Source organism: Gemella sp. 20925_1_85, from assembly GCF_041433735.1.
Classification (GTDB): Bacteria; Bacillota; Bacilli; order Staphylococcales; family Gemellaceae; genus Gemella.
Map to the genome: position 1 here is coordinate 1 of NZ_JAPWCC010000011.1, position 14,601 is coordinate 14,601.

Sequence of the window (14,601 nt, forward strand, 5' to 3'; positions counted from 1 at the left end):
AATCACGATTTTTGAGTCACTCCCAACTATTTGTAGTAGAATTTTTAAATCGCCTATAAGTAATTATAGGTGATTTTTTGTATTTATATAGTTATATTTGTCAAAAATAATATATAACTAAGGAGAAAAGAATCTTGAAAACTTTTATTTTAAGTTTACAGCACGTACTAGCAATGTACGCAGGAGCGGTAATTGTACCGATAATTGTTGCAGGAGGATTAGGTCTTTCTGCAGAGCAAACAACTTATCTAGTGTCGGTTGATATTTTTATGTGTGGGGTAGCAACATTCTTACAAGTGTATAAAGGTAAATTTACAGGAATTGGTTTACCTGTTGTTCTTGGATGTACTTTCACAGCTGTTGCGCCGATGATAGCTATAGGAAATAGCTCAGGTTTACCAACTATGTATGGAGCAATTTTTGTTTCAGGATTAGTGGTAGTTGGAATAGCACCATTTTTTGCTAAGGTGGCTAAGTTATTCCCACCTGTTGTTACTGGTAGTGTTGTTACAATTATAGGTATTACATTAGTACCAGTTGCCATGAACTATATTGCAGGGGGACAAGGATCTAAAGATTTTGGAAATCCAAAAAATATCGTATTGGCATGTATTACGCTTGCAATTATTTTAGTAATATATAAATTTACTACTGGATTTATTCAATCAATAGCAATTTTATTAGGTTTAGTATCAGGAACCGTTATTGCTAGTTTTATGGGGATGGTAAGTTTAACAGAAGTTACTCAAGCAGGTTGGTTCCAACATCCAACACCACTTAAGTTTGCTAGTTTTGAATTTAATATAAGTGCGATTTTAACATTTGTTATAGTTGGAATAGTTAGTATGATTGAATCTACTGGTGTATATTATGCCCTAGGAAATATCTGTAATCAAGAGGTTAAAGAGCCTGATTTAAGAAGAGGATATTTAGCAGAAGGATTAGCGGTTATGATTGGATCATTAGTAAATGCATTTCCATATACTACTTATTCTCAAAACGTAGGTCTTGTACAAATTTCAGGAGTGAAAAGTAAAAAAGTAATGTATGTAATGGTACTGTTACTTCTAGTTTTTGGATCAATTCCAAAAATTGGTGCTTTAGCTACAATCGTACCTCAACCGGTACTGGGTGGTGCAATGATTAGTATGTTTGGTATGGTACTTGCATATGGTGTAAAAATGTTAGGGAATACTGATTTTGCTAAACAAGAAAATCTGATGATAATTGCTTGTTCTGTTGGTTTAGGATTAGGTGTAACAACAGTTCCTACGGCATTTGCTCAATTACCAAGTTTTATCCGTATGTTTACTGATAGTGGAATTGTATTAGGAACAATTGTTGCGATTGTAATGAATCTAATTTTTAATAGAAAATCAAAACTAAAAACAACTAATTAATGGAGATAAATATTTTTAATCTAAATACTTTTATTAGAAAATAGAATTATAATGGACGACTCAAGAATAAAAGATTTTTTTAAAATCATGATTTTTGAGTTGTTTTTTTATTTTTATATCCCCTTAAAATCAATGTTATTTGTGTACAAAATATTGTAGATGTAGTATAATTTAATAAAGGTCAATTTTAGTCAATAAAGGAGGTGCTCTTATGAATAATAGTAATATGACTGATATACTTGAACAATATATTATGGGCTTATTTAACGAGGCTTCAGAAGATCATATAATTATAAAAAGAAGTAACGTTGCACAAAAATTTGACTGTGTACCATCTCAATTAAACTATGTAATAAAGACAAGATTCACACCAGAACACGGATTTATAATTGAGAGTAAACGAGGTGGAGGTGGATTCATCAGAATCACCAAAATAACTCTTCACGCAAATAAAGACTACATTGATTATTTAATTGAGACAATAGAGAATGAGATTGTTGAAGTAGATGAGGCTATTAGATTAGCTAAAATACTACTGGATAAAGAGTATATCGATAAATTTGATTATAATCATTTTATAGACAGTTTAGAAATTGTTACAGCGGTGCATAATCAATATTTAGATTGTATTGATGAAAATAGTGCTGAAGAAATGATTAATCAAACCAAAGCAAATATAAAGGATCTGACAATAAGATTCTTAACAAATATAAAATATAATAAAAGGGGATGATGTTATGTATATAAGATTTAATGAAACAGCCCTTATGGTATTAACAACAGCAAAAGAAGAAGCAAATGATTTTGGAGTTAAAGCTGTAGGAACAGAACATTTATTATTGGCTATGTTGAGTATGCAAAATACTATATCTTGTAAGATGCTTAACAGGCATGGTGTTTACTATGATGATTTTAGAAAAAATGTAGTAGACTTTTATGAAGCAGAATTAGAGGGAACGGATTTTTATCGTAATGTTTTAATGAAAATAGATTATACAAATGGAGCAGTTAGAACGATAGAAAATAGTCAAAGATATGCAGATGATACTTCTAGTTTTGTTGTTACTAGTGAACACTTGTTATTATCTTTACTTGAAGAAGAGACTGGAACAGCAGTGCGTTTATTAACTGATAAATTAGGGATAAATGTCGATGGTTTAGTTGATGAATTATTTGATTTAGTGAAAAAAAATCACGCATTGGTATCTAAATTGTATGAAGGATTTAAAAAGATTGCAGAATCTGAGAATAGTTCCTCAAAAACTAAAACATTAAATTCTTTAGCAAAAGATTTAACTAGAGATGCATTTAATAATAAATTAGATCCTGTATTAGCACGTGATAAAGAAATTACGCGTATGATCGAAATTTTAAATAGACGTACTAAAAATAATCCTGTATTAATTGGAGAGCCTGGAGTAGGGAAAACAGCGATAGTTGAAGGTTTAGCAGAAAGAATCGTCTCGCAAAATGTTCCTAGTAATTTATTAGGAAAGAGAGTAATGGTATTAGATATGGGTACATTACTAGCTGGTACTAAGTATCGTGGTGAATTTGAAGAAAGATTAAAAAATATAATTGCAGAGATTGAAGATGCTGGAGATATTATTTTATTCATAGATGAAATTCATACGATTATTGGAGCTGGTGGTAGTGAAGGTAGTGCTGATGCATCAAATATTCTTAAACCTGCCTTATCTCGTGGTTTAATTCAATGTATCGGAGCTACAACAACAGAAGAATATAGAAAATATTTTGAAAAAGATGCAGCATTAGAACGTCGTTTCCAACCAATTAAGGTTGAAGAACCAAGTACTGAAGACTCTATTAAGATTCTTGAAGGACTACGTCATAAATATGAAGAACATCATGATGTAGAAATATTAGATGAAGCAATTGACTCAGCTGTAAAATTAAGTACAACTTATATTACAGACAGATGTTTACCTGATAAAGCAATAGATTTAATAGATGAGGCATGTTCTAAAGTTAAACTAAGATATTATAAATCTCCTGATAAATTAAAAGAGTATGAAGATGAGCTTACTCGATTAAATAAAGAAAAAGACAGAGCTGTTGTTAATCAAGAATTTGAAATAGCTGCTAAAAAACGTGATGAAGTTAATCAGGTAATTAGTAAAATCGAAGAATTCAAAATTTCTTGGCAAGATAGCCTATCAAAAGATAAAATCAAGATTACTTCTGAACACATAGCTGAAGTTCTTGCTGCTTGGACGGGGGTTCCAGTTACAAAATTAACTGAATCTGAAAGTGAACGTCTGTTAAAACTAGAAGAAATTTTACATAAGAGAGTTATTGGTCAGGATGAGGCTGTAGTTAGTCTAGCCAAGGCTGTTAGAAGAGCGAGAAGCGGATTTAAAGCACCTAACAGACCAATAGGAAGTTTTATTTTCCTAGGACCTACAGGAGTAGGGAAAACAGAACTAGCTAAAAGTTTATCAGAAGCTTTATTTAGCTCAGAAGATAATATGATTCGTATTGATATGAGTGAATATATGGAACCACACTCTATTAGTAGATTGGTAGGAGCCCCTCCAGGATACGTAGGATATGAAGAAGCGGGACAATTATCTGAACAAGTTCGTCAAAAACCATATTCAGTAGTTCTATTCGACGAAATTGAAAAAGCTCACCCATCAATCTTTAATATCCTTCTACAAGTACTAGATGATGGACGTTTAACTGATGCATCTGGGCGTGTGATAGATTTTAAAAATACAATTATCATAATGACTTCAAACGTTGGGGTTAGCGAACTTAATGATCAAAAATTTGTAGGTTTTGGAGGTAGTGATTCTATTAAGAATGATTACAAGAATGTTCAAAACACTATGATGGAAGCATTGAAAAAACAATATCGTCCAGAATTCTTAAATAGAATTGATGATATAATCGTCTTCAAAACTTTAGAAAAAGAAGAGTTGGAAAAAATTTCTGAATTATTAATAGATGGTTTATCTAAGAGATTAGAAGATAGAAATATTACTATTAAACTTACGAAAAAAGCAATGGCTAAAATTGTTGAAGATGGAAGTATAAAAGAATATGGAGCTCGTCCATTAAAACGAAGTATTCAAAAAAATATTGAAGATTTACTGAGTGAAGAATTGTTACAAGATCCTGAATTAACAGGAACAATTAATATTGATTATAAAAAAGATAGTTTTGTTGTAAAGAAGACTAAGAGGTAGTTATGGCTAAGGTAAATGTTAAATACGAATGTAATGCCTGTGGTTACCAGAGTTTAAAATATATGGGAAGATGTCCAAATTGTAAAAAATGGGCATCTATGGAAGAAGTAGTCGAAGCAAAAAAGGCGACAAAACATACAGAATTTGAAGTAAAAACGAACGATACAGAACGTGTAGAAGCTGGGAAACTAAAATCAGTTTCTACACAGGACGTTCCTCGAACACTTACTGATAGTGGCGAATTAAATAGGGTTCTTGGTGGTGGAGTTGTTGGTGGATCCTTGGTACTTTTAGGAGGAGATCCAGGTATTGGGAAATCTACATTACTTCTACAAATCTCAGCATACTTAGCAAAAGAACATGATGTTTTATATGTAACTGGGGAAGAGTCTGTAAGACAGGTTAAAATAAGAGCTGATAGATTGAAAAATAATACAGATGAACTTTTTGTATATGCTCAGACAGATTTAAATTTAATTTATCAAGTGGTAAAAAAAATAAAGCCGCAATTTTTAGTAATTGATTCAATTCAGACAATTTATAATCCTAATATGGAAAATTCTCCAGGTAGTATTACACAGGTTAGAGAATGTACTCAACAATTGATGAAAATTGCCAAGAGTTTAAATATAGCTATCTTTATTGTCGGGCATGTTACTAAAGAGGGTACAATCGCAGGTCCACGTATGTTAGAACATATGGTAGATACAGTTCTGTATTTTGAAGGTGAAGGTCAGCATAGTTATAGAATACTTAGAGCGGTTAAAAACCGTTTTGGTTCAACTAATGAAATTGGAATTTTCGAGATGAAACATAGTGGATTAGAAGATCTAGCTAATCCTTCTCAAATGTTTTTAGAAGAAAGAAGTAAAAATCTTGCTGGAGCGACTATAATTAGCACTATGGAAGGTAGTAGACCACTTCTTGTAGAAATACAATCGCTAACTACACCAACAGCTTTTAATAATCCGCGAAGAATTTCGACAGGATTAGAATATAATAAGTTAATATTGTTAATGGCTGTCTTAGAGAAAAAAGCAGGTTATTTACTACAGCAACAAGATGTGTACGTCAAAGTCTCTGGTGGAGTTAAAATTGATGATCCTGCTGTAGACTTAGGTGTAGTTATGGCAGTGGCTTCTAGTTTTAAGGACATAGCTGTAAATATGAATGATTGTTTCATTGGAGAAGTTGGTTTAACAGGAGAAGTTAGAAGAGTTAGTAGAATTGAGCAAAGAATCAATGAGGCTAAAAAACATGGATTTAAACGAGTAATAGTTCCTATAGGAAATATGAAAAATTCTGATTTTCCGGATGGAATTGAGATAGTTCCTGTGAAGGATATTAGGGAGTGTTTAGATATAGCTTTTAGTAATGTATTTTAATAAAGATAAGAGATGAATAGAGACAAAACTAGATGTTTTTTCTCTATTTATCTCTTAGTATTAAAAATTATAAAAATATTTTAAAAAAACTTTAATTTTTTTGATTTAGTTATGTTAATTTTAAGTAGAATGTAGTAGAATATATAGAAGAGATGTTTTATATCTCTATACTTTCTAATGTATTATTATTAAAGCATTATTAATAATTTTATATTTTAAATTATATAATAAAAGGAGTGATTTTTATGTTGAAAAAAGTTTTAATTATTATTTCCTTTTTTCTAGGAATAACAGTAGGAACACTTTCAACGAGTGCATTGATATACTATAATATTTTTGCATCATTGAGTGAGACGATGTTAAGACTTATTGTTACAATTGGAACTACAGTAGTTTTCGTATTAGTGTCTTTATTATTTTCAGATAGATTCGTAGCAATGTTAAAAAGAATCGAAGATCGTCTTTCAAAAACCCCAATACAAAAAATTGTATTCACTACAATTGGATTAATTCTTGGTCTGCTTTTAGCTAGTTTATTATCATCAGGAGTTGATGTTATAGCTGGTGCAGGAATAATGGGAAGAATTATTTCCGCTGTAATATATATCGTATTTGGGTATTTAGGATTGGTATTAGGATATAGACGTGAAGGAGAATTTTTAAATATCTTTACGGCATTCAAATTTGGGAACAAACCCAAAGAAAAAGAACCAAAAGTTAACACAAAGAAAGTTTTATCAAAGGTTGTAGATACGAGTGCATTAATTGATTCACGTATTCAAGACGTTGCGAAAACTGGTTTTTTAGAAGGTAAGATTATTGTTCCAGAATTTGTTCTAAAAGAATTACAGTTGATTTCGGATTCTGAAGATCCATTAAAACGTGCAAAAGGTCGACTAGGTTTAGATTGTGTTGAGCATCTTCAAAAAATGAGAGAAATTGATCTTGAAATTGATAATAAGTACAAATATAATGAGCATAAGGGTGTTGATAACTTATTAATAGACTATGCTCTAAAATATAAATGTTCTATTATTACAACTGATTATAATCTTAATAAACTTGCGACTTTACAAGCTATCAAAGTGCTTAATGTAAATGATTTAAGTAATGCGGTTAAACCTATGTTAACTACAGGAGAAAGATTAAAAGTTCAAGTATTAAGAGAAGGTAAAGAGAATAATCAAGGTGTAGCTTATACTGAGGATGGAACTATGATTGTTGTTGAAAATGGTAAACGTTCAGTTGGAAAAACTGTTGAAGTGGAAGTACAAAGTGTTTTACAAACATCTTCAGGAAGAATTATCTTCACTAAGATTGTTTAATAAATTTGCTTTTTTTGAAAAAATGTGTTAATATAAGTTGTATTGTATTAACGAATGATTATTTTAGGAGGAGAGTATGCACACTTTTTTAATGACAATGGCAATAGTGAGCAGTATTCTGCTAATTGTAGTAGTTTTATTACAAGAAAGTAAATCTGGAGGTCTATCTGGATTAACTGGTGGAGCAGAAGAACTGTTTGGAAAACAAAAAGTAAGAGGTGCTGAATTAGTTTTACAAAGAATTACAGTAGTACTAGGACTAATATTTTTTATATCACTAGTGTGTCTTACTTGGTTAAAATTATAGACTAAAGATTATAAACCTAAAATGTAATTTCATTTTAGGTTTATTTTTATAGAAATAATTATATGTTGTATAATCTAAATTAAGGAGGATTATATGTTAGAAAAAATTGAAAAAATATTTAAAGAAGAAAAAGTTTTAAGTATAGAAGATTTAAAAGAAAAATTAAATATTGAATCAGCAAAGGATTTTGTTGAATTAGTAAAGCATGTTGGGAAGTTAGAACGAAAACTTGTAATTACTCAGTTACCAAATGAAAAGTTTCTTTACGTAAAAGAAGCATTAGAAATTGAAGGGGTTATTAGGTTACATCAAAAAGGTTTTGCTTTTGTCTATTCTGCAGATCTTGGAATAGAGGTATATGTTCCTAAAGGATTCACACAAAGTGCCATGACAGGTGATGTTGTATTAGTAAAAGTAGATAGTGTGTATAAGGATGATCGTAATCTTGAAGGAATAGTCCAAAAAGTATTAGAAAGAAATACTAAATATACAGTAGGTACATTAACTAATGCTAAGTTTTTCTCTTTTGTAAAAAGTGATGATAAAAATATTGTAAAATATATAAAAATAACAAATGCTAAAAACTTTAATTTAGTTGATGGTAGTAAGGTATTAGTAGAAATTACAGATTATTCAAAGGTTAGTTTTGAGGATCATAAAGGAATTATCATAAAATCAATTGGTCATAAGGATGACCCCGGTGTTGATATTCTTTCAGTGATCTATAAACACAATATTCCAAATGAGTTCCCTCAAGAAGTACTTGAGCAAACTGAGAAAATAAGTGATGAAATAAAACTAGAAGATAAGTATAGAGATTGTACTAATGAAATGGTAGTTACTATTGATGGAGATGATGCTAAGGATTTAGATGATGCTATTTCAGTGGTTAAAACTAAAAAAGGTTATAGATTAAAAGTATTTATAGCGGATGTTAGTAGGTATGTAACTGAAGATAGCCCGTTAGATAAAGAGGCAGCTAATAGAGGATGTAGTGTTTATTTAGCGGACAGGGTAGTACCAATGTTACCTAGAAAATTATCTAATAACATTTGTTCGTTAAATCCGCATGTACTACGCTATACAATTTGTTGTGATATTGATTTTAATACGAAAGGATATCCTGAAAGTTACGATATATATCCGGCTGTAATAAAATCTAAAGGAAGATTGACTTATAAAAAAGTTAATGAAGTCTATGCAGATAATAAAGAAACGATAGAAGAATATAAAGAATACGTACCTATGCTGAAGACAGCATTAGAATTATCAACGAAAATTCGAGCTAATAGAGAAACAAGAGGTGCTATTGATTTTGACAAACCAGAATCAAAAGTAGTGGTTGATGAAAATGGAGAAGTTCTAGATATTGTTCTTCGTGAAAGAGGAATATCAGAACGACTAATTGAGGATTTCATGTTAAGTGCTAACGAGGTAATTGGAGAGCATTTCTATTGGATGCAAGTTCCATTTATTTATCGTATTCACGAAGAACCGAAAATGGAAAAACTTAGACAATTCTTTGACATTGCTGCAAGTCTTGGTTATAGAACAAAAGGTAAAATTGAAGAAATTGAACCTTATATGTTAGCAAATATGCTTAGAAAATTTAAAGGAGAAGTTGTAGAAACTATGCTGTCAACAATTCTTCTTAGAACTATGAACCAAGCTAGATATTCAATAAATAATATAGGTCACTTTGCATTAGCTACGAAGTATTATACACATTTTACATCACCAATCAGACGTTATCCAGACTTATTGGTACATAGAATGATTAGAACTTACTTATTTAATGGTGATGTATCTGATCAAACTATAGATAATTTTATCACTAGATTGCCTGATTTAGCTGAAAGTTCATCTGAGTACGAAAAACGTGCGGTAGATTGCGAACGTGAAGTAGATAGAATGAAAAAATGTGAGTATATGTTAAAATATCAAGAACAAACATTTAGAGGTATTGTCTCAAGTGTTACGAACTTTGGTGTGTTTATTACCCTTGAACGAAGTAATATTGAAGGATTAGTGCACATTAAAGCAATGAATGACGATTACTATACTTATGATCAAAAGAATATGTTGTTAATAGGTCGTAGAAAGAAAAAAGTTTATAGACTTGGAGACGAAGTAATTGTTAAAGTAGCAAATGTTGATTTAGAAAATCAAGAAATAGACTTTAAAATATTGAAACACAAGTCATTAATTAGTAAAAAATAGAGGATTAGATTATGGATAAAGAAATAAAAGTTATTGCCCAAAATAAAAAAGCTAATCATGATTATTTTATAGAAGAAACTTATGAAGCAGGATTAGTTTTAACAGGTACAGAAATTAAATCTATTCGCAGAGGAAGAATCAATTTAAAAGATTCATACTGTCAAACAAGGCGAGGAGAAATGTTTGTTTACAATATGCATATTTCTCATTTTGAAGAGGGAAATAGATTTAATCATGAACCATTAAGAGTGAGAAAATTATTATTAAAGAAAAAACAAATTGCTTCATTAACTAATGTGCAAAACGAAATAGGGATGAGTATTGTTCCTTTGAAGCTTTATATAAAAAATGGCTATGCAAAGCTATTAATCGGTGTTGCTAAAGGTAAGAAAAACTACGATAAACGCCATGTATTGAAGCAAAAAGAAGCAAATAAAGAAATTAATCGTGTTTTAAAAGATAAGCAGAAATATTAAATAACTACATATTATTACATCAGAAACAAGAAAGACATATCGTATTAATATTAACTACGATATGTTTTTTTTATATATAGTGTACAAAAATAGTAGTAACATAAATTGAGTTTTGAAAAAAACAAAGTACATAAAATGATTTATAGAACTGTTATAAAAAAAGTTAAGAAAAATTTTCAAAAAAAAGTATAGTTTTTCCATTGATAAATAAGGATTTTTTAAAAATGTTGTAAAAATAACTAAAAAAACGCTTTACATTTAAATGAAAGCGTGCTACAATATTAAATGTAATCAAGAAAATCATTAAATAAATACTATCAAATATGTGGTATAAGTAATAAAAAATAGAACAGATAAAAAACTGTTATATATCTAATTTAACAAAAAGTAGGTTTTATTCTAAGATAAATTAAAGATGAATTATTACAATATTTGATTTTTAGTTAATATATAACTTTGTTATTTATAATAATAGATTTTCACAAACCTAACAAAATATATTTATACAAAGGAGAAGTGTATTTATGGAAAAATTCACTCAGTTATTACAGCCAGTGGCTGATAATCTATATGTCTCTGCACTTGTTGCATTAATTCCTATTGTGTTTTATTTAGTAACACTTGCAGGATTAAAAGTTAAAGGTTGGTTAACAGGTTTACTAACTTTAATACTAGCGATTATAATTGCATGTATATTCTTTAAAATGCCGTTCCACTTCGCAGCATTCTCAACATTCCAAGGAATGGTTTATGGTGCGATGCCTATCGGTTGGATTATTTTAACATCAGTGTTCTTATACAAAATGACTGTTAAAACAGGTCACTTCGGTATCATTCGAGACAGTATCACGTCATTAACAGATGACCGTCGTCTTCAAGCGTTAATCATTGCTTTCTCATTCGGGGCTTTCTTAGAAGGAGCAGCAGGATTTGGTGCACCGGTTGCTATCACAGCTTCGCTATTAGTAGGTTTAGGATTTAGACCACTTTATGCAGCAGGTGTTTGTTTAATCGCTAACACTGCACCAGTAGCTTTCGGAGCTGTAGGTGCTCCTGTTACTGCAATGGATGGATTAGCTACATACGCTAATGGATCTCCAATCGCAGCTGCAGAAATCGCAGCAATGATCGGACGTCAATTACCTCTAGTGTCTGTCTTTATTCCATTCTACCTAGTATTAATCATGGCTGGATTCAAGAAAACATTAGAAGTATGGCCTGCGCTTTTAGTTTCAGGTGGATCATTCGCACTAGCGCAATTTGTAAGTTCTAACTTTATGGGAGAGCAATTACCTGACATTATTTCATCATTAGTATCATTAATTTCAATGGTTATTTTACTTCAATTCTGGAAACCAAAAACTACTTGGAAATTTGCTGATGAGAAAGAAGTTGATGCAAATACAGTACAACCAAAACACAGTTTAAAAGAAGTACTAGTTGCATGGTCACCATTTGTTGTATTAACATTTGTTATCTTTATTTGGACAATGAAATCATCTAAAGCATTCTTCAAAACAATTGCTTTAAATCCGAAGGTACCATTTATTCACAATAATATTATTAGTTCGGTATCAGGAAAAGAAATTGCAGCAGTATTCAAACTTGACCTAGTAGGATCAATCGGTACAGCGATTTTAGTAGCAGCGTTAATCTCTAAGTTTATTATTAAAATTAGTTGGAAAGATGCAGGTGAAACTTTTATTCAAACATTTAATGAAGTTAAAATTGCATTGTTAACAATCTGTTTCGTAGTAGGATTTGCATACATTATGAATGCATCAGGTATGTCTAATACTCTAGGATATGCGCTAGCAGCAACAGGTGGAGCATTTAAATTCCTATCACCAGCTCTTGGATGGATTGGAGTGTTCATTACTGGTTCTGATACATCAGCTAACTTACTATTTGCTAAATTACAACAAGTTACAGCTAGCCAAGTAGGAATGGATCCATTATTAGCGGTAGCAGCTAACGCATCAGGAGGAGTAGTAGGTAAAATGATTTCTCCACAATCTATCGCAGTAGCAGCTGCAGCGGTTGGTCTAGTAGGTAGAGAGTCAGACTTACTTAAATTTACAGTTAAACACAGTTTCATCCTGTTAATAATTGTGTGTGCTATCGTTGCACTTCAATCAACTAGAGTACTTGGATGGATGATTCCAGTACACCCATAATAAAAGAATAGTATTAAGGAAGATCGAGTTATACTTGATCTTCTTTTTTATTAGTGAAAGTGCTAACGAAAAAAAATATCTTAAATTAAAGTAATTTCGTTAGTATATTTGTTTACAATCAAGAAAAATAGTGGTATTATTGATAAGTTAGATTAAATACTATATAAATTTAAGATTATATATATTTTATAAAGTAAGAACAAGGAGATAAAAATGTCAGTACAATTAAGAGATGATGTTAGAAATATAGCAATTATAGCCCACGTTGACCACGGTAAAACTACATTAGTTGATGAGCTATTAAAACAATCAGGAATTTTCCGCTCAAACGAGCACGTAGAAGAAAGAGCTATGGACTCTAACGATTTAGAAAGAGAACGTGGTATTACAATCCTAGCAAAAAATACAGCTATTGATTATAAAGGAAAAAGAATTAACATTCTTGATACACCAGGACACGCAGACTTCGGTGGTGAAGTAGAGCGTATCATGAAAATGGTAGATGGTGTTCTTTTAGTAGTAGATGCTTACGAAGGAACAATGCCTCAAACTCGTTTCGTTCTTAAAAAAGCTTTAGAACAAAACTTAAAACCAATTGTTGTTGTAAACAAAATTGATAAACCATCAGCTCGTCCAGAGGAAGTAGTAGACGAAGTTATTGATTTATTTATCGAATTAGGTGCAAATGATGAGCAACTTGAATTCCCAGTTGTTTATGCATCAGCTATTAACGGAACAGCTTCTTTAGAAAGTGATCCAAGTGCGCAAGAAGAAAACATGCAATGTTTATATGAAACAGTAATTGATTACGTTCCAGCACCAAAAGATAATAGAGATGAACCACTTCAATTCCAAGTAGCATTATTAGATTATAATGACTATGTTGGACGTATTGGTATTGGACGTGTATTCCGTGGAAGTATGAAAGTAGGAGAATCAGTTTCTCTTATGAAACTTGATGGAACAGTGAAAAACTTCCGTGTAACTAAGATTTTTGGTTACTTTGGATTAAAACGTGAAGAAATTCAAGAAGCGCATGCAGGGGATATCGTTGCAGTAAGTGGTATGGATGATATTAACGTTGGGGAAACAGTTTGTCCAACAGATCACCAAGAAGCATTACCAATACTTCACATTGATGAACCAACACTACAAATGACTTTCTTAGTTAATAACTCACCATTTGCTGGTAAAGAAGGTAAATTTGTTACAGCTCGTAAATTAGAAGATAGATTAATGCAACAATTAGAAACAGACGTTTCATTACGTGTAGAACCTAATACAAGTGATTCTTGGGTAGTAAGTGGACGTGGAGAACTTCACTTATCAATTCTTATCGAAAACTTACGTCGTGAAGGTTACGAGCTTCAAGTATCTAAACCAGAAGTAATTATCCGTAACATAGATGGTGTAGATTGTGAGCCAGTTGAGCGTGTTCAAGTTGATGTACCGGATGAAAGTGTTGGTGCTGTTATCGAATCATTAGGTCAACGTAAAGGTGATATGGTAGATATGCAAGCTGATGGAAATGGACAAACTCGTCTTATCTTTAATGTCCCAGCTCGTGGACTTATCGGATACTCTACAGAATTCATGTCTATGACTAAAGGATATGGTATTATTAACCACACATTCGATTCTTACCAACCAATGCAAAAAGGGCGTGTTGGTGGACGTCGTAATGGTGTATTAGTAGCTCTTGAAAATGGTCAAGCTACAGCGTACTCTATCTCAAGCTTAGAAGATCGTGGTACAGTATTTATTGAGCCAGGTACGGATGTATACGGTGGTATGATTGTTGGAGAAAACAGCCGTGAAAATGACTTAACAGTTAACATCACAAAAGCTAAAGCTCAAACAAACGTACGTTCTTCTACAAAAGACCAAACAGTAACACTTAAAAAAGCTCGTATTATGACTTTAGAAGAAAGTCTTGAGTACCTAAGTGATGATGAATACTTAGAGGTAACTCCAGAGTCAATTCGTCTACGTAAAAAAGAATTAGATAAAGCAGCTCGTGAAAAAGCAGCTCGTAAAGCAAAATATTCAGAAGAATAGAAATAAAGAAACTTTCGAAGTAGGTAACTATTTCGAAAGTT

The 14,601-nt window shown here is 31.3% G+C and carries 10 protein-coding genes; all 10 read left to right on the top strand.

The window, feature by feature from the left end; genetic code table 11:
• Window positions 1-134: 134 nt before the first annotated feature.
• Window positions 135-1,400, top strand: a complete 1,266-nt coding sequence (locus O3884_RS04665) for a nucleobase:cation symporter-2 family protein (RefSeq protein WP_371452044.1) — start codon at window positions 135-137, stop codon at window positions 1,398-1,400.
• 211 nt (window positions 1,401-1,611) lie between these two features.
• Window positions 1,612-2,133, top strand: coding sequence for a CtsR family transcriptional regulator (locus O3884_RS04670; protein ID WP_371452046.1), 522 nt, complete (start codon window positions 1,612-1,614; stop codon window positions 2,131-2,133).
• Between the two features lie 4 nt (window positions 2,134-2,137).
• Entirely contained in the window at window positions 2,138-4,612 is a 2,475-nt protein-coding gene (locus O3884_RS04675; RefSeq protein ID WP_371452048.1) for an ATP-dependent Clp protease ATP-binding subunit, read from the top strand.
• A 2-nt stretch (window positions 4,613-4,614) separates the two neighbouring features.
• Entirely contained in the window at window positions 4,615-5,997 is a 1,383-nt protein-coding gene (radA, locus tag O3884_RS04680) for a DNA repair protein RadA (protein WP_371452050.1), read from the top strand.
• A 245-nt stretch (window positions 5,998-6,242) separates the two neighbouring features.
• A complete protein-coding gene (locus O3884_RS04685) occupies window positions 6,243-7,322 on the top strand; it encodes a PIN/TRAM domain-containing protein (protein WP_371452051.1) in 1,080 nt (359 codons plus the stop codon).
• A gap of 76 nt (window positions 7,323-7,398) precedes the next feature.
• The gene (gene secG, locus O3884_RS04690; protein WP_003144724.1) at window positions 7,399-7,629 is read left to right on the top strand and encodes a preprotein translocase subunit SecG; all 231 of its coding nucleotides are present in this window, start codon (window positions 7,399-7,401) and stop codon (window positions 7,627-7,629) included.
• A 93-nt stretch (window positions 7,630-7,722) separates the two neighbouring features.
• Entirely contained in the window at window positions 7,723-9,849 is a 2,127-nt protein-coding gene (gene rnr / locus O3884_RS04695; RefSeq protein ID WP_371452054.1) for a ribonuclease R, read from the top strand.
• Between the two features lie 11 nt (window positions 9,850-9,860).
• Window positions 9,861-10,325: an SsrA-binding protein SmpB gene (smpB, locus tag O3884_RS04700; RefSeq protein WP_371452055.1), complete on the top strand. Its 465-nt coding sequence runs from the start codon at window positions 9,861-9,863 to the stop codon at window positions 10,323-10,325.
• Between the two features lie 524 nt (window positions 10,326-10,849).
• Window positions 10,850-12,502 carry an L-lactate permease gene (locus O3884_RS04705; protein ID WP_371452057.1) on the top strand — a complete coding sequence of 551 codons (1,653 nt, stop codon included), beginning with the start codon at window positions 10,850-10,852 and terminating at the stop codon, window positions 12,500-12,502.
• A 213-nt stretch (window positions 12,503-12,715) separates the two neighbouring features.
• Complete coding sequence (typA, locus tag O3884_RS04710) at window positions 12,716-14,560, top strand: translational GTPase TypA (protein ID WP_271965699.1); 1,845 nt, start codon at window positions 12,716-12,718, stop codon at window positions 14,558-14,560.
• Window positions 14,561-14,601: the final 41 nt, after the last annotated feature.

Coding starts and splice junctions, on each gene's coding strand:
- O3884_RS04675 (WP_371452048.1), top strand. CDS start 2,138: ATGTATATAAGATTTAATGAAACAGCCCTTATGGTATTAACAACAGCA.
- radA (WP_371452050.1), top strand. CDS start 4,615: ATGGCTAAGGTAAATGTTAAATACGAATGTAATGCCTGTGGTTACCAG.
- O3884_RS04685 (WP_371452051.1), top strand. CDS start 6,243: ATGTTGAAAAAAGTTTTAATTATTATTTCCTTTTTTCTAGGAATAACA.
- secG (WP_003144724.1), top strand. CDS start 7,399: ATGCACACTTTTTTAATGACAATGGCAATAGTGAGCAGTATTCTGCTA.
- O3884_RS04705 (WP_371452057.1), top strand. CDS start 10,850: ATGGAAAAATTCACTCAGTTATTACAGCCAGTGGCTGATAATCTATAT.
- rnr (WP_371452054.1), top strand. CDS start 7,723: ATGTTAGAAAAAATTGAAAAAATATTTAAAGAAGAAAAAGTTTTAAGT.
- smpB (WP_371452055.1), top strand. CDS start 9,861: ATGGATAAAGAAATAAAAGTTATTGCCCAAAATAAAAAAGCTAATCAT.
- O3884_RS04670 (WP_371452046.1), top strand. CDS start 1,612: ATGAATAATAGTAATATGACTGATATACTTGAACAATATATTATGGGC.
- typA (WP_271965699.1), top strand. CDS start 12,716: ATGTCAGTACAATTAAGAGATGATGTTAGAAATATAGCAATTATAGCC.